The following is a 22832-nucleotide window of genomic DNA, read 5'->3' as shown; positions in this document are numbered from 1 at the left end:
CGGCGGCCGCTGGGGGGACAGGTGACGGTCGAGACATCCCCCCTGCGCGCCGGCCTCACCCCTGCGATCTCGGCGGGCCGTCCCGCTCCGGCGCCGCCGCGCGCGAGGCCCGCTTCGCGGCGCCGTACGTCTCGGGTTCGTGGCCCGGTTCGGACGGCCGCCCGTCGCCGAGCCCCAGGCCGAGGTCGGAGGAGCCGGTCGGCTTCACCCGGCGAAGCGGGCCGCGGCGTCCCTGATGAGGCCGCGGGCGCCTTCGGTGACGGGCTCGCCGTGGCCGAAGCAGGCGATCTCGACGTCGAGCGCCGCCTGCCGTGCCAGCGAGGCGACCGCACCGGCCGGGTCGGCGTTGAACACGCCGAGGATGACCTGCCCGTCGGGGGCGCGGGCGACGGTGTCACCGGTGAACAGCACGCCCGGCCCGGGCAGGTGCACCGCGAGGCTGCCGGGAGTGTGACCGGGCACGGCCAGCACCTGCGCCCCGCCGCCGAAGTCCAGAGTGTCGCCGTCGCCCAGTTCGCGGTCCACGCGCACGGGCGGCGCGGGCACGTGCGGCATGCCCACGTGGACCGCGTCCCACAGCTCCTGCTCCCATCCCGACAGGACCGGCGGAGGTCCGGCCGCCTCGCCACGGACGAAGGGCGCGTCGTCGCGGTGGGCGTAGACGGTGACGTCGCCCCAGAGGGCGATGTCGGCGGCCGAGCCGGTGTGGTCCTCGTGGAAGTGCGTCAGCACCAGGCGCCGCACGTCGGACGGCGTGTGCCCGAGCGAACGGACGGCGTCCGCGATGAGCGGCGCGGAGCCGGGAACCCCGGAGTCGATCAGGGTCAGCCCGTCGCGGTCGCGCCACAGATAGACGTGCCCCACGGGAAACCGCAGGAAATACAGGCTGGGGAGCAGTTCGACCAGATCCATGTGGCGAGGTTAGGGTCGCCCGGCCGGCCACCGGCACGACCTTCGCCGGCAGCGGATCCGCCCTGGGCGGAAGCCGGGCTGCGTGCGTGAAACTTTCCTCGCCCCCGGCTGGTGGCGAGTGTCCGGGAGTCACGTCGTTTGACCCGAATTCCCGGCGATTCCTACGGTCGGCGGGACCCCCTAGGAGGACGTGATGACATCCCGGCTGAGACCCGTCTGGATACCGGCGCTCGTGGCGCTGCTCGCGGTGGCGCTGGGCGCCGTCTCCATCGCCGGCCGCGGGGTCGCGCGGGCGGCGGACGCCCCCTACAAGGATCCGAGCCTTCCGGTCGCGACGCGGGTGAACGACCTGCTGTCCAGGATGTCGCTCGACGACAAGGTCGGGCAGATGACCCAGGCCGACCGGTCGGCCCTGACGACGATCTCCGACGTGGCGGCGTACCGGCTGGGCTCGATCCTGTCCGGCGGCGGTTCGGCGCCCTCATCGAACACTCCGTCGTCCTGGGCCGACATGTACGACAACTTCCAGCGGCAGGCGCTGTCCACCTCGCTCGGCATTCCGATGATCTACGGGATCGACGCGGTGCACGGGCACAACAACGTCGTCGGCGCCACGATCTTCCCGCACAACATCGGGCTCGGCGCGACCCGCGACCCCGACCTGGTGGAGCGCGTCGGCCGGGCGACGGCCGAGGAGGTGGCGGGCACCGGGATCGACTGGACCTTCGCGCCCTGCCTGTGCGTGGCCCGCAACGACCGCTGGGGCCGCACCTACGAGTCCTTCGGCGAGGACCCGCAGCTCGTCTCCCAGATGACGACGATCGTGGACGGCTTCCAGAAGGCCGGCAACGCCTCCATCCTCGCCACCGCCAAGCACTACGTGGGCGACGGCGGCACCACGGGCGGCAGGGACCAGGGCAACACCGAGCTGAGCGAGGCCGACCTGCGCGCGATCCACCTCGCGCCGTTCAGGGCCGCCGTGCAGCGCGGCGTGGGCTCCGTCATGGTGTCCTACAGCTCCTGGAACGGCGTGAAGATGCACGGCAACAAATACCTGATCACCGACGTGCTGAAGGGCGAGCTGGGCTTCACCGGCTTCGTGGTCACCGACTGGGCGGGCATCGACCAGCTCGACGGCCAGAGCGGCTTCACCGCGAGCGAGATCACCACGGCGATCAACGCGGGCGTCGACATGGTGATGGTGCCGACCGACTACAAGCGGTTCATCTCACTGCTGAAGTCGGAGGTCCAGGCGGGCCGGATCGCGACGTCGCGCATCGACGACGCCAACCGGCGCATCCTGACCAAGAAGTTCGAGCTGGGACTGTTCGAGAGGCCGCTGACCGACCGGTCCTACACCTCCACCGTGGGCAGCACGGCGCACCGCGCCATCGCCCGCGAGGCCGTACGCAAGTCGCTGGTGCTGCTGAAGAACGCCGGCAACGTGCTCCCGCTCGGCAAGAGCGGCGGCAAGATCTTCGTGGCGGGCAAGAGCGCCGACGACATCGGCAACCAGAGCGGCGGCTGGACGATCAGCTGGCAGGGCTCGTCGGGCAACATCACCACCGGCACCACGATCCTGCAGGGCATCCGCGACGCCGTCGGCTCGGGTGCCCAGGTCACCTACAACCGCGACGGCAGCGGCATCGACTCCTCCTACCGCGCCGCGATCGCCGTCGTGGGCGAGACGCCGTACGCGGAGGGCCAGGGCGACCGGACCGGGTCGATGGGCCTGGACTCGACCGACCTGGCCACGCTGCAGCGGCTCAAGGCGTCCGGCGTGCCGCTGGTCGTGGTGCTCGTCTCCGGCCGGCCGCTCGACATCGCCGGCCAGATCGACCAGTGGAACGCGCTGGTGGCGGCCTGGCTGCCGGGCACCGAGGGGCGCGGCGTGGCCGACGTGCTGTTCGGCGACCACGCCCCGACCGGGAAGCTGCCGATGACGTGGCCGCGCAGCGCCGACCAGGAGCCGATCAACGCCGGAGACGGCAAGCAGGCGCTGTTCGAGTACGGGTTCGGGCTGACCTACACGGGCTCCAGCCCGTCCCCGTCGCCTTCCCCCTCGCACTCTCCGTCCCCGTCGCCCTCTCCGTCCCCGTCCCCGTCACCTTCTCCGTCACCTTCCCGGTCGCCTTCTCCGTCCCCCAGCCCCTCGCCCAGTGCCAGCCCGTCGCCATCGCCTTCGCCGTCGCCGACGGCCGGAGGGTGTGCGGTGACGTACAAGGTGAACGACTGGGGCGGCGGGTTCACCGCCGACGTGACGATCACCAACAGGTCGTCGAGCCCGGTCAACGGCTGGCGGCTCCAGTGGACCTACGCCGGCGACCAGAAGGTCACCGGCTACTGGAACTCGGCGATCACGCAGTCGGGCCGGGAGGTCAGCGCGTCCAACGCCGCCTGGAACGCGACCATCGGCGCGGGCGGCGGCACGGCGAGCTTCGGCTTCCAGGGGTCCTACAGCGGCGCCAACGCCGCGCCCACCGCGTTCACCCTGAACGGAACGGCCTGCGCGACCGGATGACCGCGCGCCCGAGGGGGCGGGGACGGAACGTCTGGGCTCAGAACGTCTGGACCAGCACCACCCCCGCCCCCGCGGTGAACAGGGCGACGCCGACCGCCAGGAAGATGCCGCCGAGAAGCGCGCCGCTCCCGGCCGCGCTGTCGAGGCGGATACGCGTCGGCCTGGCCGGGTCGTACAGCACCGCGACCTCCTCACCCGGCCGCGCGGGCGGCGGATTGCTCCCGTAGGTGGTCTCGGCCTCGACCTGCTGGCCGTACACGGTCGTGAAACGAATGGTCGGGTAGTACGAGGTCCCGTCGTCGGACCGGCTCGCCCGCAGCCCGACGACCAGGCCGCGGGTGCGCTGCGCCCTGCGCCGGAACTCCCGGGCGTTCATGGTGATGCCGCCGCCGATGAGGCCGAAGACCAGCCCGAGACCCGAGAGGATCAGTGTGATGAGAGCGGTTTGTGACACGATCGGACCCTAGGGCCCCGCGCTTGCGATCGGCTTGCATCGTTCCCGAACCGCGACGCGCACGGATCAGGGGCGCATCCGCATGAGCATCTCGGCCACGTCGACGACCGGCTCGCCGAGGTCGAAACGGCTGAACAGGTGGATCTGCTCGCCGGCGTCGATCTCCAGCAGCTCGGTCGTCAGGCCGTAGCGGCGATGCGAGTCCACCCGGATGCGGTCCACGTCGTTCCAGGAGATGCGTTCCCGGCCGGAGAACCCGGTGACGACGAGCCCGTCCTGCCCCGCCGCGAGCCGCACCGGCGCGACCAGGTCGCGGCCGGTCAGCAGGCCGAAGCCCACGGTGGCCACGCCGGCGAGGAAGAGCTGTGGGCCGTCGCCGGCGATCGCCAGCACACCGCACAGCATCGTGCCGGCGGCCTTCAGCGCAACGATCCTGCGCGGCACCCGCCATTCGTGCCGCGACTCCTCAACTCCCGCCATCGAGGCAGCGTAACGAATGCGAGGTCTTCTCGCGGCTTCTTCCCGGCCCCGCAGGCCATGCGGCGGCGGCCAGGTGGCCCGGCCGCCGCCGTCTCCCCCCGTGACGTCTCGTCGGGCGTCGTCGTGTGTCGTCCCGGGTTGCGGCGTCTCGTGCTACGGCGCCTCGTCCTCAATGCGCATCGCCTGCTCCTCCGCCGTGTAGCCGCCGAAATCCGGCCCCACGTCCTCGGCGATCATGTCCTTCTCGGTGTCCACGCCCATGCCGCCGTCCGGATCGACGAGGCGGCCGGCCCGGTCGGCCTCCGTGCCGGACCGGACGTCCTCCTCGGGGACCTCGCGGGACAGGCGACGGCCGAGGGACTCGCCCTCGCGCATCTCGTTGGGCGTGGTGCCGTACTCGTCGAGGCCCAGGGGCCGGTCGCCGGGCAGCGGCATCTCCTGCGGGTCCTCGGCCCACTGCTGCTCGGGCGTGCCCTCCTGCAGGTCCGGAATGCCCTCGTCCTCGAACCGCGAACGCGGGTCGGGCTGTGGTCTGTTCTGTCGCATACCGGTCCCATGCCCCGCCGTACGGCCCTTAGGCAGGCCGGGTGACGGGGACGATCTCGGCTCGCCGCAGCACGCCGCGCTCGACGTCGAGTATTCCGATGGTGCCGTACGGCTGGCGGCGGCGGTCGGTGGGCGAGCCGGGGTTGAACACCCGCACCCCGTCGCCGGTCAGATCCATGGGAATATGCGAGTGGCCGAAGACGACCAGGCCGGCCTCGGGAAAGCGGCGCCGCATCCGCGCGGTCCGTCCGGCGGCCTGTCCGCTGTCGTGGATCATCGCCACCCGGAGCCCGCCGAGGTCGAGTTCGAGCGTCTCGGGGGCGCCCCAGGCGGCGACGTCCGGGCCGTCGTTGTTGCCGAGCACCGCGTGGACCGGAGCGTACGCGGACAGCTCCACCAGCACGTCGGCGGTGCAGACGTCGCCGGCGTGCAGGATCAGGTCCGCCCCCCGCAGGTGCTCGGCGACCGCGGGCGGGCAGGACTTCCAGCGCCGGGGGGCGTGGGTGTCCGCGAGCACGACGACCTTCACCGTCCCATCTTCCCCGCGAAAGACAGGTGCCAAATCACATATTCGGGGAATAGGGATTCAGGGCCCGCACCACCCCCATGCCCTGCACCCCTAAACCGGCCTCCCCCGGCCGGTCCCGCTCGGGAGGAACGATGAGCAGGCAGATCGCCGACGGCTACCAGGCCCTCACCCTGTCCCAGCTCGAGGCACGCGTACGCGGGCTGGAGACTCAGGTCGCCCACCTGACCGAGCTGGTCAAGACGCTGTCCGGCCAGAGCAGGGAGAGCCGCTGACGGCGGCCCGGCCGGGGGCGACGCGCCCCGGACCGACGGTGTCCCCGCCAGGAAGGACCTGACGGGGACGCTGACGGCGGCGTGGGCCTCGCTACGCGCGACGCGCGGAGGCGGTGATGGTCCGGACCTGCCGGTCCACGCCCCGGCCCGCGGTGCGCCCGCTCACGTTTCCGTTGCCGGACGCGTTGACGGACGGTCTCCCGGAACCGCTGACGGGCGCTCTGCCGGACGCACTGACGGGTTCTTTCCCGGAAGCGTCCGCGCCCGCCGGGACGGGTGTCACCCGCCCGTAGGACTCGCGCCCGGTGCCCACCGCCATCGCACCCAGCCAGATGAGGGTGGCGATCGCGATGACCACCACGGCTCCGAGCACCAGCGCCGCCACCGCCGCCAGGGAGACCACGGCTCCCAGCAGCTCAACCATTGAGATTCCTCCAGAGGTCGACCCCGATTACGGCACTCCGGTGGCCGGCGGAAGATCACCTGCCACGTAGAGGAACGAAAATTGCCGGTTGTTGGTGCCTTGCCCCGTTTGGATGACCTTCATACCTTACTGATTGGCCAGCGGGACCGACCCATGGGCAGGCCGTCGAGCCTGCGCAGGATCACGCCCTCCCGCAGCGCCCACGGGCAGATCTCCAGCACCGGCAGCTCGAACAGGTCCATCGCGGCGTCCGCGACGACCGCGCCGGCGAGAAGCTGCGCGGCCCGCCCCGCGGACACGCCGGGAAGCTCCGCCCGGCGGGCCGCCGGCATCGTGGCCAGCCGGGCCGTCCACTCGACCACGTCCTCGTGCGTCAGCACCCGCCTGACGTACGGGCCCTCGTCGGACGACGCCGCCCCCGCGATGCGCGCGAGCTGGCGGAAGGTCTTGGACGTGGCGACCGCGTGGTCCGGCCTGCCGTACCTGGCGATCGTCCCGACCGTCCGCGCGATCTCGGTGCGTACGTGCCTCCGCAGCGCGCGGACCTCTTCGGGACCGGGTGGGTCGGCGGTGAACCAGTCGCGGGTGAGCCGTCCGGCGCCGAGCGGGAGGGAGACGGCGACGTCGGGCTCCTCGTCGATGCCGGAGGCGATCTCCAGCGACCCGCCCCCGATGTCGGCCACCAGGAGCCGCCCCGAGGACCAGCCGAACCAGCGGCGGACGGCCAGGAACGTCAGCCTGGCCTCGTCGTCCCCCGACAGCACCTGGATGTCCACCCGGGTGTCGGCCTTGATCTGGGCCAGCACGTCCTCTCCGTTGACCGCGTCGCGGACCGCCGAGGTGGCGAAGGCGATCAGGTCCTCCACGCCCTTGTCCTCGGCGATGCGGGCCGCTTCGCGCACGAAGGCGCCGAGCCGGGCCGCGCCCTCCTCGCCGAGCCTGTCGCCGTCGACGAGATGCTCGGCCAGCCGCAGCTCCTCCTTGTGGGAGTAGGCGGGCAGAGGCCGGGCACCCTGATGCGCGTCCATCACCAGCAGGTGCACCGTGTTGGAACCGACGTCCAGGACTCCGAGTCGCATGCCCCCGACGCTACCGCCCGCGGGGAAAGGTTCCATCGTCTCTCGACCCCCGGACTCACAGGGGGCTCACTCGGGTGCGACGTCCACGAGCACCTTGCCGACCGCACCCGACTCGACCGCGTCGTGGGCGTCCGCCGTACGCTCCAGCGGGAAGTGGTGGAGGGGCAGCCCGGCCTCCTCCCCCACCCGCAGCGCCCCCGCCGCGACCGCCGCGCGCACGTCGGTGACCGCGGCGTCCTTCACGGCCTCGGGAACCGTGTAGACGAGCACGAATTGGTAGCGGATGTTGCGGGTGAACAGCTCCCGCACCGACAGCGCGACGTCGTCTCCCCCGTTGTTCGCGTACACCGCGACGACTCCCTGCGGCGCGGTGACCGCCCTGTCCAGGACGGCGTTGGGCCCCGGCGCGACCTCCACCACGATGTCGGCGCCCTCCGGGGCCACGGCGCGGATCTGCGCAGCCGGATCCCCGGTGCGGTAGTTCACCACGTGGTGCGCCCCCGCGGCCCGGGCCAGCGCCGCCTTCTCCGGCCCGCTGACCGTGGCCACCACGGCCGCCCCGGCCCAGCGGGCGAGCTGGATCGCGGCGTTGCCCACGGCCCCGGCGCCGCCCGCGACCAGGACGGTCCTGCCGTCGAGGGCCCCGGGGGCGAGCCGGTCCGGCCCGCCCTCGGCCACGGTCAGGCAGCGATGCGCGGTCAGCGCGGGGATGCCGAGGCTCGCGCCGAGGTCGAGGGAGGCTCCGTGCGGCAGCGGCACGACCTGCCGCTCGGGCAGGACGACATACTCCTGGGCGGTGCCGTCCGGCCGCCCCCAGGCGGCCTCCCACAGCCACACCCGGTCTCCCGCGGCCACTCCTGTCACGCCGGGCCCGGCGGCGTCCACGATTCCGGCGCCGTCCTGGTTGGGCACGGCCTCCGGATGGCTCAACGCGCCGCGCCGCGACTTCCAGTCGGTCGGGTTGACGCCCGAGCGCACCACCCGCACGCGTACCTCTCCGGACCCCGGCTCGGGCACCGGCCGGTCGGTCAGGCGCAGGACGCCGCTGTCACCGGTCTCGGAATACACGATCGCTCTCATACCGGCTGCAAGCCGCCGGGCCCGTGACACTATTCCGGTTCGGCTCTTTTCGCTCGGGTAGTTGCAGGCCGATCGGGCGAGGGGGTGCGGTGGAATGAGCGTCAGGCAGAGGTACGGAGGCCTGTCCGGCGGAAGGGCCGGTGACAGGCTCGGCGGCACGGGAGGCGGCTGGTCGAGGGACTGGTCGGGAAGCTGGGCCAGTGGCTGGGCGGGAGGCCGTTTCGGCCGGCGTTTCGGACGCAGAGGCAGGCGCCTGCGGGCCACGGCCAGGGAGGCCTTCGGCTGGCAGCAGCTGCGCCCGGGCCAGCAGGAGGCGATGGAGCTCCTGCTCGCGGGGCGCGACGTGCTGCTGGTGATGCCGACCGGCGGCGGCAAGTCGGCCGTCTACCAGGTGCCCGGGTTGCTGCTGGAGGGCCCGACGGTCGTCGTCTCGCCGCTCATCGCCCTGCAGCGCGACCAGGTCATGGGCCTGCTGAAGGCGGGGGCCGCAGGCGCGGTGGCGGTCAACTCGGCCGGCTCGGTCGAGGCGGGGCTCGACCAGGTCACGGCGGGCGACGCCGAATACGTGTTCCTGTCACCGGAGCAGCTCGCCAAGCCCGAGGTGGTCGAGCGGCTGGCCCAGGCCCGGCCCTCCCTGATCGCCGTGGACGAGGCGCACTGCGTGTCCGCCTGGGGTCACGACTTCCGGCCGGAGTACCTGCGGCTCGGCAAGGTCATCGAGCGTCTGGGCCATCCCCCGGTGATCGCGATGACGGCCACGGCCGCGCCGACCGTGCGCGAGGAGATCGTCGAGTCGCTCGGCCTGATCGGGGCCCAGCAGATCGTGCGGGGATTCGACCGGCCCAACCTCCATCTCGAGGTCCACCGGTTCACGAGCGACGACGACAAGCGCAGGGCCCTGGCCGACCACGCCGCAGCGCTGGACGGCGTCGGGCTGATCTACGTGGCGACGCGGCGCCAGGCCGAGGAGTACGCCGGCCTGCTGAAGGAGCGCGGCCGCCGGGCCGAGGCGTACCACGCGGGGATGAAGGCGAAGGAACGCCGCCACATCCACGAGCGGTTCCAGGACGACGACCTCGACACCGTCGTGGCGACCTCGGCCTTCGGGATGGGCATCGACAAGCACGACGTGCGCTACGTGCTGCACGCCACGCCCCCCGAGTCGCTCGACGCGTACTACCAGGAGATCGGCCGGGCGGGCCGGGACGGCAACCCTGCCGACACCGTGCTGTTCTACCGGCCCGAGGATCTGGGGCTGCGCAGGTTCTTCGCCGCGGGCCGCGCGGACGAGGCCCTGATGCGGCGCGTCGCGACGCTGGTCCACGAGCACGGCGGGGAGGTGGCCGCCGCCGACCTGCGCGAGCTCCTCGACATCGGCGCCACCAGGCTGACCTCGCATGTCAACCTGCTCGAACGGGCGGGCGCGGTCGAGGTCACCCACGGCGGCGCCCTGCGTTACGCGCCGGACGGCCCGCCGCCGGACGAGGCCGCCGCCCGCGCCGTGGAGATCGACGATCTCCGGCACCGGATAGAGGACTCCCGGCTGGAGATGATGCGCGGCTACGCGGAGACGACCGGCTGCCGGCGCCGCTTCCTGCTGGAGTATTTCGGCGAGCCGTACGAGCGGTCGTGCGGCGACTGCGACACCTGCCGCTCGGGTACGGCGACCCCGCCGGAGACCGGCGACGAGCGGTTCCCCATGCACGCGGACGTACGGCACACCGAGTGGGGGCACGGGATCGTGATGAGCCGCGAGCAGGACCGCATCACGGTGCTGTTCGACTCCGTGGGCTACAAGACGCTGGCGCTCGGCGTGGTCGACGAGCTGCTCGAAGTGGTCTGACGGAGCATGAGAAGCACCCGACCCGCTGGGCAATAATTACCGATCGTGTCCTTAGCACCACTTGCAGTAGTTTCATCCCGCGTTGAGACTCATAGGCGGAGGTCGTGAGTTCGGGGGTGATACCGGTGCGGGAGGCAATCAGCAGGGAGGCGTGGCCGTTCGAGTGCCTGCACTGCCTGCGCGTCTGGGAGGAGGAGTACGTCGTCCACCGTGCGCGCGACGAGCAGGGCGTCGACGTCGTGGTGTGGACCCGGGACGACGTGGCCGTCCAGCCACCCTGGTCCGGGATGACCTGCCCGGCATGCGGCTGCGGCACCGTGACCACGTTCTCCACCGGCTACCTGGCCCACCGTCCGAAGATCACGCTGGGCCGGCCCCCGCTCGACACACCGCTCGACGCCCCGCTCGACGCCCCGCTGAACGCCCCGCTCGACGCCCCGCTCGACGCCCCGGCCGGCGAGGCGCCCGCACGGGGCGCGCCGTTCGCGTCGCCCGCGCTGCTCACCCTCGCGCTCCTGCTGCTGGCCGGCGCCGGCCTGTACGAGCAGCTCCACGTCCGCTGAGATGGCGGTGGCGGCCGGCCTCGGGCCCGCACACCGGTTGTCCACAGGCCGAGTGAGGGGGCCCGGCGGATCCGGCAGAATGAGAGCCCCCGGAGAGGGCGGCCCCCGGAGAGGCCGGACTCGGAAGAAGGCGGATCAGGATCGTGACGACGTCCATTCAGCAGCGGATCGCCGAAGAACTCGGCGTGCGCGAGAGTCAGGTCACCGCGGCCGTCGACCTGCTCGACGGCGGGTCGACGGTGCCGTTCATCGCCCGCTACCGCAAGGAGGCCACGGGCGCGCTCGACGACGCCCAGTTGCGCACGCTGGAGGAGCGGCTGCGCTACCTGCGCGAGCTGGAGGAGCGGCGGGCCGCCATCCTCGACTCGATCCGCTCGCAGGGCAAGCTCGACGAGGCCCTCGAAGCGCGGATCATGGAGGCCGACTCGAAGGCCCGGCTGGAGGACATCTACCTGCCCTTCAAGCCCAAGCGCCGCACGAAGGCGCAGATCGCCAGGGAGCTGGGGCTGGAGCCGCTGGCGGACGCGCTGCTCGCCGACCCGTCGCTGAACCCCCAGGCGACCGCCGAGGGGTACGTGCGCGAGGGCGTGGCCGACGCCGCCGCCGCGCTGGAGGGCGCCAGGGCCATTCTCGTCGAGCGTTTCGCCGAGGACGCCGACCTCATCGGCGACCTGCGGGAGCGGATGTGGTCCCGCGGGCGGCTGATCTCCCAGGTGCGGGAGGACAAGCAGGAGTCCGGGGCCAAGTTCTCCGACTACTTCGACTTCTCCGAGCCCTTCCCCCGCCTGCCCTCGCATCGCATCCTCGCGATGTTCCGGGGCGAGAAGGAGGAGGTGCTCACGCTCACCCTCGACCCGGAGGCCGAGGAGCCGAACGACTACGAGGCGCGGATCGCGCGGCGCTTCGGCGTCGCCGACCTCGGCCGTCCGGCCGACAGGTGGCTGCTCGACACCGTCCGCTGGGCCTGGCGGACGCGCGTTCTCGTGCATCTGGGCATCGACCTGCGCACCCGGTTGTGGCAGGCGGCCGAGGAGGAGGCCGTGCGCGTCTTCGCGACCAACCTGCGCGACCTGCTGCTGGCCGCCCCCGCCGGGACGCGGCCGACCATGGGTCTCGACCCGGGGCTGCGCACCGGCGTCAAGGTCGCGGTCGTGGACGGCACCGGCAAGGTCGTGGCGACCGAGACGATCTATCCGCACGAGCCCAGGCGGCAGTGGGACCAGTCGCTCGCGGTGCTGGCCCGGCTGGCGACCGCGCACGACGTGGAGCTGATCGCCATCGGCAACGGCACCGCGTCGCGGGAGACCGACAAGCTCGCCGGTGAGCTGGTCAAGCACATGCCGCACCTCACCAAGATCGTGGTCTCGGAGGCCGGGGCCTCGGTGTACTCCGCGTCGGCCTACGCCTCGCAGGAGCTGCCCGGCCTGGACGTCTCGCTGCGCGGCGCGGTGTCGATCGCGCGGCGCCTGCAGGACCCGCTGGCCGAACTGGTCAAGATCGACCCGAAGTCCATCGGCGTCGGCCAGTACCAGCACGACATGTCCGAGGTGAAGCTGTCGCGCTCGCTCGACGCGGTGGTGGAGGACTGCGTGAACGCGGTGGGTGTGGACGTCAACACCGCCTCCCCTCCGCTGCTGACCCGGGTCTCCGGCATCAGCGCCGGGCTGGCGGAGAACATCGTCGCGCACCGCGACGCCAACGGCCCGTTCCGCTCACGCACGGGGCTGAAAGATGTGCCGCGGCTCGGCCCGAAGGCGTTCGAGCAGTGCGCGGGCTTCCTGCGGATCCCGGGCGGCGACGACCCCCTCGACGCCTCCAGCGTGCACCCGGAGGCCTACCCGGTGGTGCGCCGCATCCTCGACTTCACCAAGGGCGACCTGCGCACGCTGATCGGCAACACCTCGGCGCTCCGCTCGCTGAAGCCGTCGCAGTTCGTCGACGACACCTTCGGCCTGCCGACCGTCACCGACATCCTCGGGGAACTGGAGAAGCCGGGCCGCGACCCCCGCCCGGCGTTCAAGACCGCCACCTTCAAGGAGGGCGTCGAGAAGCCGTCCGACCTGTCGCCCGGAATGATCCTTGAGGGCGTCGTCACCAACGTCGCCGCGTTCGGGGCGTTCGTCGACGTCGGCGTGCACCAGGACGGCCTGGTCCACGTTTCCGCGATGTCCAACTCCTTCGTGAAGGACCCCCGCGAGGTGGTCAAGTCCGGCGACGTCGTCCGGGTCAAGGTGCTCGACGTGGACCTCCAGCGCAAGCGCATCTCGCTCACGCTACGTCTGGACACCGAGACGGCGGGCAACGGCGGCCGCAAGGGCGGGCCGGACGACGCGGCCCGTGACGACCGGCAGGGCGGACGGCGCGGCCAGCCGCGGCAGAACCAGTCCCGCCAGAACCAGTCCCGTCAGAATCAGGGCGGCCAAACCCAGGGCGGTCAGAACCAGGGCGGCCAGAGCCAGGATGGCAGGGGCGGGTCAGGCCGCGGCAACGGACGGGGCTCGGGCGGCGGGGCCATGGCCGAGGCCCTGCGCCGGGCCGGTCTGACCGACCCCGGCTCCGGCGACCGCCGCTCCCGCTGACGGTCCCGCCGTTCCGGCCTCTGTAGCCCGGCGCCCGCCCTCGGTGCGCCGGGCCCGCGTCCGCCGGACCCTCGCTGCGCTGGACCCTCGATGCGCTGGACCCTCGATGCGCTGGACCCGCGCCCGCCGGACCCTGGGTGCACCGGACCCCTCGCTGCGCCGGGCGCGTCCGCCGGCGACGGAAAATGCCCCGCGAAGCGATACGCGGGGCACAGGGTTGATCAGGAACGATGGACGGTCATTGGGTCACTGCTGCTGTTGCTGCTGCTGCTGTTGCTGCTGCTGCTGACCCCCACGGCCCTGCTGTTGCTGCTGTTGCTGCTGCTGCTGCTGCGGTGAATACTCCCGGTGATGACGGTGGTGGCGGTGGTGACGGTAGTGGTGCCTACTGCGGCATCTGCCTCCCGGGCAGTCCCCCGTGGTCGACGGCCGGATGACCTGCTCGGTCGTGCCGGCCGCGTTGGCGGCCTGCGTCTGCATCGCGACAGGGACGACGAGGGCCGAAGCCGTCATGACGGCAGCAGCCAATGCTTCTTTGAACATGGGTATCCCTTCGTCGGCTCCGTGATGAGAAAGCGGATGAAATCCGAATTCACGGAGCTCGAATCGATCCATCGAACCTTGGATCTGGACCCTGATTCTCACGCTAGATGCAGCAAACGCCTCCAGTCACCCATCAGGGGGCAAACAAGCATTGTTAGCCTTAAAAAGCATATAGGCCCGAAAATACGGGGATTTCTGTCTTTGCTCGAACAGATCGGCGATTACGGCTTTGCCAAGACCCGGAGCGAATCCCCCGTGATTTTTGGATTCCGGTTGCTGCTTCCATGACCTCGAATGTCCTGACGACCACCTCCGCGTGACCCGTGGCGAGGCCGTCCGCGCGCTCAGGGAGCCGCGCCGAGACCGTCGCCGGCCGACGTGAGCAGGTCCTCCAGGACGGCGGCGAGGGCGGCGACCCCGGCGAGGCAGTCGGCCTCCTCGGCGTGCTCGTACGGCGAGTGCGAGACGCCCGTGGGATTGCGCACGAACAGCATGGCCGCCGGGATCGCCCCGGCGAGGATGCCCGCGTCGTGCCCCGCCCCTGTGGGCAGCACGGGCGCGCCGCCGAGGACGCGCGCGACGCGGTCGCGCAGAGGCAGGTCGAAGTTCACGGTCGCCGTGTAGGACTCACGGATCACCTCGGCCCCCTCGGCCGCCCGCGCCGTCTCCTCGACGAGCCTGTCCAGCAGGGCGGCCTCCGGCGCTCGGCAGTCGAGCCAGGCGCTGACCAGCGACGCGATCGCGTTGGTGCCGTTGGGCTCGACCCTGATCCTGCCGAAGGTGGCCAGGGCGCCCAGACGCTCGGCGTTGGCCCGGGCGGCCAGCACCGCCGCCGCGTACGCCGGCATGGGATCGCGCCGGTCCTCCAGCCGGGTGGTCCCGGCGTGGTTGGCCTCCCCGCGGAAGTCGAAACGCCAGCGGCCGTGCGGCCAGATCGCGGAGGCGACGCCGACCGGGTGCGGCGTGGCGGCGAGGTGGCGGCCCTGCTCCACGTGCAGTTCCACGAACGCGCCGATCCGCGCGAGGCGCTCGTCGTCACGCCCGGCGAGCGCCGGGTCGTGTCCCGTCCGCTCCATCGCCGTCGTCAGGGTGACGCCGTCCGCGTCGCGTAGCGCCCCCGCCGTCTCGGGACGGACGGCGCCGGTCATCAGCCGCGATCCCAGGCAGGCGAGGCCGAATCTGGCGCCCTCCTCCTCGGTGAAGTTCACCACCGCCAGCGGCCGCTCCGGCCGCACGCCGCGCGCCCGCAGGGCGTCGAGCGCGGCGAACGCTCCCACCACGCCCAGCGGGCCGTCGTACGCCCCGCCGTCGGGCACCGAGTCCAGGTGGGAGCCGGTCACCACGGCGTCACCCGCCGTGGGGTCGCCCAGCCAGGCCCACTGGTTGCCGTTGCGGTCGGTCTCGTATGCCAGGCCGCGCTCCGCAGCCTGTTCGGCGAACCAGGCCCGGCACTGCGCGTCAGCCGCCGTCCAGGCGTGCCGGCGGTATCCGCCCGTCGCGTCGCACCGGCCCACGGGGAGCAGGCCGCGCCACATCCGGCGGAAGCCGTCCGCCACCTCCTCCGGCAGGACCGGCGCGGCCCCCTCAGACATCGGCGCCGGGGCCGGCCGGCTCCGCCTCCGCCATCGGAACGCGTACCCCCCGCTCATGGGCGACCTCGGCGGCGCGGTCGTATCCGGCGTCCACGTGCCGGATCACGCCCATGCCGGGGTCGTTGGTCAGCACCCGGCGGATCTTCTCACCCGCCAGCGGCGTGCCGTCGGCGACGGTGACCTGTCCGGCGTGGATGGAACGGCCGATGCCCACCCCGCCGCCGTGGTGGATCGACACCCAGGACGCGCCGGAGGCCACGTTGACCATGGCGTTGAGCAGCGGCCAGTCGGCGATCGCGTCGGAGCCGTCGAGCATGCCCTCCGTCTCGCGGTAGGGCGAGGCGACCGAGCCGCAGTCGAGGTGGTCCCTGCCGATCACGATGGGCGCGGAGATGTCCCCGGAGGCGACGAGGTCGTTGAACCGCTCCCCGGCCCGGTCGCGCTCGCCGTACCCCAGCCAGCAGATCCGCGCGGGCAGGCCCTGGAAGCGCACCCGCTCCCCCGCCATCCTGATCCACCGGGCCAGCGGCTCGTTGTCGGGGAAGAGATCGAGGATCGCGCGGTCGGTCGTCGCGATGTCGGCCGGGTCGCCGGACAGCGCCGCCCACCGGAACGGGCCCTTCCCCTCGCAGAACAGCGGCCGGATGTAGGCCGGCACGAATCCCGGGAAGTCGAACGCCCGGGCATACCCGGCGAGGCTCGCCTCGCCTCTGATCGAGTTGCCGTAGTCGAACACCTCCGCGCCCGCGTCCTGGAAGCCGACCATCGCCTCGACGTGCCGGGCCATCGACTCGCGGGCCCGGCGGGTGAAGCCCTCGGGGTCCTTGCGCGCCAGCGCGGCCATGTCCTCGAACGCGACGCCCAGCGGCAGGTAGGCCAGCGGGTCGTGCGCGCTCGTCTGGTCGGTCACGACGTCGATCTCCGCACCCCCCGCCAGCAGGGCGGGCAGGGCCTCGGCCGCGTTGGCCACGACCCCGATCGACAGGGGGCGGCGCGCGTCCCTGGCCTCGTACGCCAGGCGCAACGCCTCGTCGAGGCTGTCGGCCCGGACGTCGAGGTAGCGGTGGCCGATGCGGCGCTCGACGCTGCGCGGGTCGCAGTCGACGCAGATCGCCACGCCGCCGTTCATCGTGACCGCGAGCGGCTGCGCGCCGCCCATGCCGCCGAGCCCGGCGGTGAGCGTGATCGTGCCGGCGAGACTGCCGCCGAACCGCTTGGCCCCGACCGCCGAGAACGTCTCGTACGTCCCCTGCAGGATGCCCTGGGTGCCGATGTAGATCCACGAACCGGCCGTCATCTGCCCGTACATCGTGAGCCCGAGCTGCTCCAGCCGCCGGAACTCCGGCCACGTCGCCCAGTCGCCGACGAGGTTGGAGTTGGCGATGAGCACCCGGGGGGCCCACTCGTGGGTGGTCATCACGCCGACCGGCCGGCCCGACTGCACCAGCAGCGTCTCGTCGGCCCGCAGGGTGGTGAGCTCGCGCACGATCGCGTCGTACGAGGGCCAGTCGCGGGCCGCCTTGCCGCTGCCGCCGTAGACGACGAGCCGCTCCGGATGCTCGGCGACCTCGGGATCGAGGTTGTTCATGAGCATGCGAAGGGCGGCCTCCTGCTGCCAGCCCCGCGTGTTCAGCGTGCCACCGCGCGGAGCTCGGATGGGAGCTCGAATGGGAGCCCGGTCGCCGGAAGCCCGGTCGTGTGGAGCCCCGTCGTTATGAGCGCCGTCGTTGTGAGCGCCGTCGTCGGCCACGAGCCCTCCTTCCACCCGCGCCCGCGGCGCATGGTCCTATTCAGTGAGTCTCATCCATCCTGAGTGAATGAATAGATTCAGTCAATGAGGAACACTCCACGGGCGGCGGCCGATGCCTCGAACGCCTCCAGACGGGCCTGCGCACCGGGCAGTGCGTCGCACATCGCCTCGATCAGCACCCGGCCGAGCATCATGGGTGCGCACGCCGTGTCGAACACCAGGTGCGTGCCCACCTCGGCGGTGAGCAGAACGTGCGACAGACTGGCGAGGGACGGCACCCGCCGGTCTGCGACCGTGACGACGGTCAGCCCGGCCGTGCGGGCGGCGCGGAGGGCGTCCACCAGTTCGGCCGGGTAGCGCGGCAGGGCGAAGCACAGCAAAGCCGTCGCCCCGGCCGCCGCCGCCTGCTCGACACGGTCGACCAGGAGCGACCCCGCCTCGTGCAGGGGCCGTACGTCGGGGTGGACCTTCGCGGCGAAGTAGGCGAACCCGGCGGCCTGGGCCGCGGCGGCCCGCAGGCCCAGCACCGGCAGCGGCCGCGAGGCGGCGAGCAGGCGGGCGGCCTCGGCGACGGGTCCGGGGTCGTCGAGCGACCGGGCGAGGGCGCGCAGGTTCTCGATCTCCGCGAGCACGGCCCGCCGGTAATCGCCGCCCGGACCCGTCGCCTGATCCAGGCCGGGATCGGCCTCCTCCCGCCGGCCCCCGCCTCGCACGGCGGCACCGCCGCCGGAGAGCCGGGGGGCAACCGCCTGCGCGGAGGCGCCGGCATCCGGTCCGGCGTCCTCCCCGTCCCGGCCGGCTACGGCCCGTCCCCCGCCGGGCCGAACGTCCAGCTCGCGGAACCTGCGCCGGAGGCCGGGGTATCCGCTGTAGCCCAGCGCCATCGCGAAGCGGGTCACCGACGGCTGGCTGACCCCGGCCAGCTCGGCCACTTCGATGCTCGACAGGAACGGCGCCTCGGCGGCGTGCTGCGCGAGGCAATGAGCGATCCTGCGCTGCACGGGCGTCAGCCGCTGCCCCTCGAACAGCCGCAGCAGGCGCGATGCGGCGGCGCCGTCAGGGCCGCCAACGCCGTCGAGCCCACCAACGCCGTCGAGGTCACCGAGGACGTCACGGTCGTCGCCCGCAGCGCGACCGTCACCCTCGGCGTCCTCAGCACGGCCGTCACGGCCGTCACGGCCGTCACCCTCGTCGTGCTCGTCGTGCTCGTCGTGCTCGTCGCGGTGGCGGGCCAGGCCGTCGTCCGCGTTGTGGCCGGTGTTCATCGTCCCCCCGCCTCGCCCGGCCGCGCCGGGCTGGGCGGACCGTTCGGTCTGCATACTTTCATTCACGATGCAGTCTCCAGGGAGCGTTGTCCACAGGCAAGGCACCGCCAGCGCGACCGGTGCGGAGATTGCCTAGTCTGATCGGCAGAACCCAGCAAGGAGATTGCCGTTGAAGACCGGTGGTTTGAAAAGTGGCGACCTGGGCCGTCGCGTGGGGCTCGTGGCGGGGGCGGCAGCCCTGGCGGCGGCGGTGTGGGCAGTGCGGAACGTTCCCGCCGCGCTGGGAGCGCGGCCGTCGGGAGAGCGGGCCAGCCGGGTGCGGCGCTCGAAACAGTTCCGTGACGGCGCGTTCCGCAACACGACGCCCAGTCCCGTCCTCCCGCCGGGGACCAGGCAGCAGGTCGCCCGCGAGTTCCTCCGACGGACGCAGCGCAAACCCCGCCTGCCCGTTCCCCTGATGGCTCCCGGCCCGTCCCAGGGTGGCGACCTCGACGCCGTCTGGTACGGCCACTCCTCGGCGCTGATCGAGATCGAGGGGCGGCGGGTGCTGCTCGATCCGGTGTGGAGTGAGCGTTGCTCCCCGGCGTCGTTCACCGGGCCGCGCCGTCTGCACCCTCCGCCGGTGCCGCTGTACCAGTTGCCCGAGCTCGACGCGATCGTCATCTCACACGACCACTACGACCACCTCGACATGGACACGGTGCGCGTGCTGGCCCGCACGCAGTCCGCGCCGTTCCTGGTGCCGCTCGGAGTCGGCGCCCATCTCGAACGGTGGCGGGTGCCCACGTCCCGGATCATCGAACTCGACTGGAACGAGGAGGCCACGGTGTCCGGCCTCCGGTTCGTGGCCACTCCCGGCCGTCACTTCTCCGGCCGTGGACTGCGCCGGGACCAGACCCTCTGGGCCTCGTGGGTGATCGCGGGCGAGCGTCGGCGGGTCTTCTACACCGGCGACTCCGGCTATTTCGACGGATACGCCGCGATCGGCGAGACGTACGGGCCGTTCGATCTGTCGGTGGTCCAGATCGGCGCCTACAGCAAGGGCTGGCCGGACATCCACATGACGCCCGAGGAGGCGATCCTCACTCACCTCGACGTACGGGCCGGGGTGCTGCTGCCGGTGCACTGGGGCACGTTCTCGCTGGCCCCGCACGCCTGGAACGACCCGATCGACAACCTGTGGCGGGAGGCCAAGGCGCGCGACGTGCGTCTCGTGGTGCCGCGGCCGGGCGAGCGCGTCACGGTCGACGACCCGCCGCCGGTGGACGGCTGGTGGCAGACGATCCTGTGAGGAGCCGGTTCCGCGCCGGCCGGTCAGTTCATCCGGGCCGTGCCAGCGTGGGCCGCGTCATACCGCCGTGCCAGCGTGGGCCGCGTCATACCGCCGTGTCCGTGTGCGCCGTGTCGGTGTGGGCCGTGTCGGAGGGCACGGCCACCGGATGGCTGAACGCGTCGGCGCGCGTGGGATACACGGTGAACCGCGACGTCAGGCCGAGCAGCGAGAACAGGTGACGCATCTGCGGGCTCATCCCGCAGAGGGCGCCGTCGCCGTCCTTCGGCGGCGTGCGGACACAGGCGTCGATGAGCACCCTCATGCCGGCGCTGTCGATGAACCGCAGCTTCTCCACGTCGAACAGGATGCGCGTCGCGGGACGGGCCAGGAGAGGGGCCACCCTCTCACGCAGCTCGGGAACCGTGATCACATCGAGTTCGCCACTGAGAGTGACGAGAGTGAAGGGAGGCGACTGCGCCACCGACACTTCGAAGTCGTGCAAGGGGTCCACCTCCGCTGGAGAGACGACCCTATCCGGACCGCTTCCGGCTTCGCCCATATTACGCATAGCGGGCGATCAATCCCACAACGTCAACGAAAACTCTGCTCAGGTTTCACTTGCGCCGCCCGGGTAGTCACGGTCCATGGGCATACGAGCGACGGCGGTCGCCTGCCTCGCGCTGGTCACCATGGGGTGCGCCTCGGCTGAGCGCACCCCTGTCACCTCGACGGCGGAGCGGTTCCTGTCCGCGGCCGGAGAGGGCCGGGGAGGGCAGGCGTGCCTTCTTCTGGCCCCGGAGGCCGCACGATCGCTGGACGACTGCGAGAAACAGATCGTGTCGGTCGGGCTGCGGGCCGGTGCGGTGCGCGGTGTCGACGTCTGGGGCGACGAGGCGCGCGTGCGAGTGGACGGCGACACGCTCTTCCTGCACCGGTTCCCCGACGGCTGGCGAGTGCGGGCTGCGGGCTGCGAGCCCCGCGCGGAGCAGCCGTACGAATGCGAGGTGAAGACGTGAACGGTGCGCGCACGCTCTACGCGGTGCTGCTGATCACGATCGCGCTGGTCCTCGCGTACGTGATCGTCGTCGGCCTGGCGGGGAGGTAGCGGCGGTGAAGCGTCTGGTCAGGGACAACGCGCTCGCGTTGTGCTTCCTGCTGCTGTTCTTGGCCAGCCTGGCCGGGCAGTCGGTCGCGGGCGCGGCCGCCTTCAACAAGGAGCAGGTGACCGACGGCGGCTCTCCCGTCACGTGGGCCGAATACGTCACCTCGTCGAGCTTCGCCGTCGACGTCGCCGAGAACTGGCAGTCGGAGTACCTGCAGTTCTTCCTCTACATCCTCATCACCGTCTGGCTGATCCAGCGCGGCTCGCCGGAGTCGAAGGACAGACATGAGGAGGGCCTGGAGTCCGACGCCGAGCAGAAGGTCGGCCCGCACGCCGTCCCCGGCTCCCCCGCCTGGGCCGTGGCGGGCGGCTGGCGGAGGACGGTCTTCAGCCACTCCCTGGGCATCGCGATGGGCCTGCTCTTCCTGCTGTCCTGGCTGGCCCAGTCGGTCGCCGGCCTCGCCGCGTACAACACCGAGCAGCTCGCCCAGTTGGAGGACCCGGTCGGCTGGGGCGGCTACGTGACCTCCCCCGACTTCTGGAACCGCACCCTGCAGAACTGGCAGTCGGAGTTCCTGGCGGTCGCCTCCATGGTCCTGCTGGCGATCTTCCTGCGCGAGCGGGGCTCGCCGCAGTCGAAGAAGGTCGGCGACCCGCACTCCGAGACCGCGTCCAGCGGCTGAAGACCCCCACGCCACCGGATGACAATCCCGGTCAAAGCCTCCGACTGTCCACGTTTGTCGCATTCCGTGCTTTGGGTACGCCCTGCGCCAATCGTGGGGAGGAGCACCGAGATGACGTTCAATCCGCTGCAGGAGCGGGGGATCCCGCTGGACCGGCAGCTACGCAACTGGCGCGAGCTGAATGTCGCACCGATCGATCCCGACCGCGCCGATCCCTACACCCGCTGCCGGATCATCACGATGAACGGCATCGAGATCGAATCGATCATGTTCAGCCATCATTTCGCCAGGCGCTGCCCCGACCTGGAGGTGCGGCAGCGCCTGGCGGAGGTGCGCTACATCGAGGCCCAGCAGCAGAAGGCGGTCAACTGGCTGCTGCCGGGGCTGGCCTCGGTGCTGGAGACGACCCTCGCCTACGAGCAGGTTGCGGTGGACCTGACCGCCTGGGTGGCCCGGATGGAGCCCGATCCCTATCTCAAGCAGGCTTATCAGTTCGGCGTGCTGGAGGACTTCGACCACCTGTACCGGTACGCCAACCTGTACGAGATGATCGAACACCGCAAGGCCGAGAAGATCGTCGACCAGCTGACCGAGGTGATGCCGGGCCGGCCGACGAAGATGCACCACCGCCACCCGGTCGACAACGTCCGGGAGCACTACGACCGGGAGACCGCGCAGGCGATCTCCAAGCTGCACGCGTTGACCGTCATGTCCGCCGAGCAGCAGACGATGAACTTCTACATGAACGTCGGCCCGATGTACATGGAGCCGATCGCGCGGCAGCTCTACCAGGAGATCGGGCTCATCGAGGAAGAGCACGTCACGCACTACGAGTCGCTGCTCGATCCGGGCGAGTCGTGGTGGGAGCAGTGGCTGAACCACGAGTACAACGAGTGCTACCTGTACCACTCGTTCATGGAGACCGAGTCCGACCCGAGGATCAGGGCGATCTGGGAGCTGCATCTGAACATGGAGCTGGAGCACCTGCGGATCGCCGCGGACATGTTCCGCCAGCACGACGGGCGCGACCCGGAGCAGTCGGTGCCCCGGGAGTTGCCCAAGCCGGTGACGTTCGAGCCGAACAAGGAGTATCTGCGCGAGCTGCTCGCCACGCAGATCGACTACACGACCCTGGGCACCGGATATGTCCAGGAGGCCCACGAGCGGTTCCAGCGCTGGCAGGAGCAGCTCATGGGCGGGGAGGAACCGCCCAGCGAGCGCGTCATCGCCGAGAACCGCGCCAAGTCGGGCGAGGAGTACCGTCTGGAGACCGAGGGCACCCACCCCCTCTACAGCCTGCGCACGCACTGAGGACGGCCGGGCCCCGGCCCGGCTCCGCGCG

The 22832-nt window shown here is 71.7% G+C and carries 24 protein-coding genes; 11 read left to right on the top strand and 13 right to left on the bottom strand.

Annotation, left to right across the window (positions count from 1 at the left end; translation table 11 throughout):
- Positions 1-55: 55 nt before the first annotated feature.
- Together FLX07_RS36640 and FLX07_RS25675 are read right to left on the bottom strand one after the other, a co-directional pair.
- Positions 56-208 carry a hypothetical protein gene (locus FLX07_RS36640; protein ID WP_167748387.1) on the bottom strand — a complete coding sequence of 51 codons (153 nt, stop codon included), beginning with the start codon at positions 206-208 and terminating at the stop codon, positions 56-58.
- Positions 205-912: an MBL fold metallo-hydrolase gene (locus FLX07_RS25675; RefSeq protein WP_142574212.1), complete on the bottom strand. Its 708-nt coding sequence runs from the start codon at positions 910-912 to the stop codon at positions 205-207. The genes FLX07_RS36640 and FLX07_RS25675 overlap by 4 nt, the downstream gene beginning before the upstream one ends.
- 193 nt (positions 913-1105) lie before the next feature.
- On the opposite strand from FLX07_RS25675, the gene FLX07_RS25670 reads away from it, so the two are divergent.
- Entirely contained in the window at positions 1106-3433 is a 2328-nt protein-coding gene (locus tag FLX07_RS25670; RefSeq protein ID WP_142574210.1) for a glycoside hydrolase family 3 N-terminal domain-containing protein, read from the top strand.
- A gap of 37 nt (positions 3434-3470) precedes the next feature.
- On the opposite strand, the gene FLX07_RS25665 is transcribed toward FLX07_RS25670, so the two are convergent.
- From FLX07_RS25665 to FLX07_RS25650, 4 genes are all read right to left on the bottom strand, one after another.
- The gene (locus FLX07_RS25665; protein WP_167748386.1) at positions 3471-3887 is read right to left on the bottom strand and encodes a DUF3592 domain-containing protein; all 417 of its coding nucleotides are present in this window, start codon (positions 3885-3887) and stop codon (positions 3471-3473) included.
- A gap of 66 nt (positions 3888-3953) precedes the next feature.
- A complete protein-coding gene (locus FLX07_RS25660) occupies positions 3954-4367 on the bottom strand; it encodes a PH domain-containing protein (protein WP_142574207.1) in 414 nt (137 codons plus the stop codon).
- 153 nt (positions 4368-4520) lie between these two features.
- On the bottom strand, positions 4521-4913 hold the full coding sequence (locus FLX07_RS25655; RefSeq protein ID WP_142574205.1) for a DUF5709 domain-containing protein: 393 nt from the start codon (positions 4911-4913) through the stop codon (positions 4521-4523).
- Between the two features lie 28 nt (positions 4914-4941).
- On the bottom strand, positions 4942-5442 hold the full coding sequence (locus FLX07_RS25650; protein ID WP_142574203.1) for a metallophosphoesterase family protein: 501 nt from the start codon (positions 5440-5442) through the stop codon (positions 4942-4944).
- Between the two features lie 131 nt (positions 5443-5573).
- Between FLX07_RS25650 and FLX07_RS36635 the strand changes: the two genes are divergently transcribed.
- On the top strand, positions 5574-5714 hold the full coding sequence (locus FLX07_RS36635) for a hypothetical protein (RefSeq protein ID WP_167748385.1): 141 nt from the start codon (positions 5574-5576) through the stop codon (positions 5712-5714).
- A gap of 91 nt (positions 5715-5805) precedes the next feature.
- Here the strand turns inward: FLX07_RS36635 and FLX07_RS25645 are convergent, their stop codons facing one another.
- The 3 genes from FLX07_RS25645 to FLX07_RS25635 all read right to left on the bottom strand — a co-directional run bounded on the left by FLX07_RS25645 (position 5806) and on the right by FLX07_RS25635 (position 8285).
- On the bottom strand, positions 5806-6138 hold the full coding sequence (locus FLX07_RS25645) for a hypothetical protein (RefSeq protein WP_142574201.1): 333 nt from the start codon (positions 6136-6138) through the stop codon (positions 5806-5808).
- A gap of 119 nt (positions 6139-6257) precedes the next feature.
- A complete protein-coding gene (locus FLX07_RS25640) occupies positions 6258-7217 on the bottom strand; it encodes a Ppx/GppA family phosphatase (RefSeq protein WP_142574199.1) in 960 nt (319 codons plus the stop codon).
- 66 nt (positions 7218-7283) lie between these two features.
- Positions 7284-8285, bottom strand: coding sequence for an NADPH:quinone reductase (locus FLX07_RS25635; RefSeq protein ID WP_244311169.1), 1002 nt, complete (start codon positions 8283-8285; stop codon positions 7284-7286).
- Positions 8286-8391: 106 nt separating this feature from the next.
- On the opposite strand from FLX07_RS25635, the gene FLX07_RS25630 reads away from it, so the two are divergent.
- From FLX07_RS25630 to FLX07_RS25610, 5 genes are all read left to right on the top strand, one after another.
- The gene (locus tag FLX07_RS25630) at positions 8392-10140 is read left to right on the top strand and encodes a RecQ family ATP-dependent DNA helicase (protein ID WP_142574196.1); all 1749 of its coding nucleotides are present in this window, start codon (positions 8392-8394) and stop codon (positions 10138-10140) included.
- A gap of 125 nt (positions 10141-10265) precedes the next feature.
- Positions 10266-10703 (top strand): hypothetical protein, encoded by a 438-nt coding sequence (locus tag FLX07_RS25625; RefSeq protein WP_142574194.1) that lies wholly within the window; start codon positions 10266-10268, stop codon positions 10701-10703.
- Positions 10704-10846: 143 nt separating this feature from the next.
- Positions 10847-13282 carry a Tex family protein gene (locus FLX07_RS25620; protein WP_142574192.1) on the top strand — a complete coding sequence of 812 codons (2436 nt, stop codon included), beginning with the start codon at positions 10847-10849 and terminating at the stop codon, positions 13280-13282.
- Positions 13283-13372: 90 nt separating this feature from the next.
- A complete protein-coding gene (locus FLX07_RS25615; RefSeq protein WP_142574191.1) occupies positions 13373-13621 on the top strand; it encodes a hypothetical protein in 249 nt (82 codons plus the stop codon).
- Between the two features lie 12 nt (positions 13622-13633).
- Entirely contained in the window at positions 13634-14113 is a 480-nt protein-coding gene (locus FLX07_RS25610) for a hypothetical protein (protein ID WP_142574189.1), read from the top strand.
- A 56-nt stretch (positions 14114-14169) separates the two neighbouring features.
- On the opposite strand, the gene FLX07_RS25605 is transcribed toward FLX07_RS25610, so the two are convergent.
- From FLX07_RS25605 to FLX07_RS37180, 3 genes are all read right to left on the bottom strand, one after another.
- Complete coding sequence (locus FLX07_RS25605; RefSeq protein WP_223853827.1) at positions 14170-15417, bottom strand: allantoate amidohydrolase; 1248 nt, start codon at positions 15415-15417, stop codon at positions 14170-14172.
- Positions 15410-17086, bottom strand: coding sequence for a urocanate hydratase (gene hutU / locus FLX07_RS25600; RefSeq protein WP_142574314.1), 1677 nt, complete (start codon positions 17084-17086; stop codon positions 15410-15412). Before hutU ends, FLX07_RS25605 begins: the two co-directional genes overlap by 8 nt.
- A 158-nt stretch (positions 17087-17244) precedes the next feature.
- A complete protein-coding gene (locus FLX07_RS37180; RefSeq protein WP_223853826.1) occupies positions 17245-18486 on the bottom strand; it encodes a MurR/RpiR family transcriptional regulator in 1242 nt (413 codons plus the stop codon).
- Between the two features lie 115 nt (positions 18487-18601).
- Here FLX07_RS37180 and FLX07_RS25585 point away from each other — a divergent pair, with 115 nt between their 5' ends.
- A complete protein-coding gene (locus tag FLX07_RS25585; RefSeq protein WP_223853825.1) occupies positions 18602-19723 on the top strand; it encodes an MBL fold metallo-hydrolase in 1122 nt (373 codons plus the stop codon).
- Positions 19724-19808: 85 nt separating this feature from the next.
- Here FLX07_RS25585 and FLX07_RS25580 read toward each other — a convergent pair whose 3' ends face one another.
- Positions 19809-20207, bottom strand: coding sequence for an STAS domain-containing protein (locus tag FLX07_RS25580; protein ID WP_167748384.1), 399 nt, complete (start codon positions 20205-20207; stop codon positions 19809-19811).
- 142 nt (positions 20208-20349) lie between these two features.
- On the opposite strand from FLX07_RS25580, the gene FLX07_RS25575 reads away from it, so the two are divergent.
- The 3 genes from FLX07_RS25575 (at position 20350) to FLX07_RS25565 (ending at position 22801) form a co-directional block, all read left to right on the top strand.
- A complete protein-coding gene (locus FLX07_RS25575) occupies positions 20350-20721 on the top strand; it encodes a hypothetical protein (RefSeq protein ID WP_142574185.1) in 372 nt (123 codons plus the stop codon).
- 94 nt (positions 20722-20815) lie between these two features.
- Positions 20816-21490, top strand: coding sequence for a DUF6766 family protein (locus tag FLX07_RS25570; RefSeq protein ID WP_142574183.1), 675 nt, complete (start codon positions 20816-20818; stop codon positions 21488-21490).
- A gap of 111 nt (positions 21491-21601) precedes the next feature.
- Positions 21602-22801, top strand: a complete 1200-nt coding sequence (locus tag FLX07_RS25565; RefSeq protein WP_142574182.1) for a hypothetical protein — start codon at positions 21602-21604, stop codon at positions 22799-22801.
- Positions 22802-22832 lie beyond the last annotated feature (31 nt).

Source organism: Microbispora bryophytorum (assembly GCF_006874465.1).
GTDB lineage: Bacteria > Actinomycetota > Actinomycetes > Streptosporangiales > Streptosporangiaceae > Microbispora > Microbispora bryophytorum.
This window is presented reverse-complemented; position numbering and strand designations above follow the sequence as displayed.

Coding starts and splice junctions, on each gene's coding strand:
- FLX07_RS25675 (WP_142574212.1), bottom strand. CDS start 912: ATGGATCTGGTCGAACTGCTCCCCAGCCTGTATTTCCTGCGGTTTCCC.
- FLX07_RS25670 (WP_142574210.1), top strand. CDS start 1,106: ATGACATCCCGGCTGAGACCCGTCTGGATACCGGCGCTCGTGGCGCTG.
- FLX07_RS25660 (WP_142574207.1), bottom strand. CDS start 4,367: ATGGCGGGAGTTGAGGAGTCGCGGCACGAATGGCGGGTGCCGCGCAGG.
- FLX07_RS25655 (WP_142574205.1), bottom strand. CDS start 4,913: ATGCGACAGAACAGACCACAGCCCGACCCGCGTTCGCGGTTCGAGGAC.
- FLX07_RS36635 (WP_167748385.1), top strand. CDS start 5,574: ATGAGCAGGCAGATCGCCGACGGCTACCAGGCCCTCACCCTGTCCCAG.
- FLX07_RS25645 (WP_142574201.1), bottom strand. CDS start 6,138: ATGGTTGAGCTGCTGGGAGCCGTGGTCTCCCTGGCGGCGGTGGCGGCG.
- FLX07_RS25640 (WP_142574199.1), bottom strand. CDS start 7,217: ATGCGACTCGGAGTCCTGGACGTCGGTTCCAACACGGTGCACCTGCTG.
- FLX07_RS25630 (WP_142574196.1), top strand. CDS start 8,392: ATGAGCGTCAGGCAGAGGTACGGAGGCCTGTCCGGCGGAAGGGCCGGT.
- FLX07_RS25615 (WP_142574191.1), top strand. CDS start 13,373: ATGCGCTGGACCCTCGATGCGCTGGACCCGCGCCCGCCGGACCCTGGG.
- FLX07_RS25610 (WP_142574189.1), top strand. CDS start 13,634: ATGACGGTGGTGGCGGTGGTGACGGTAGTGGTGCCTACTGCGGCATCT.
- FLX07_RS25605 (WP_223853827.1), bottom strand. CDS start 15,417: ATGTCTGAGGGGGCCGCGCCGGTCCTGCCGGAGGAGGTGGCGGACGGC.
- FLX07_RS37180 (WP_223853826.1), bottom strand. CDS start 18,486: ATGCAGACCGAACGGTCCGCCCAGCCCGGCGCGGCCGGGCGAGGCGGG.
- FLX07_RS25575 (WP_142574185.1), top strand. CDS start 20,350: ATGGGCATACGAGCGACGGCGGTCGCCTGCCTCGCGCTGGTCACCATG.
- FLX07_RS25565 (WP_142574182.1), top strand. CDS start 21,602: ATGACGTTCAATCCGCTGCAGGAGCGGGGGATCCCGCTGGACCGGCAG.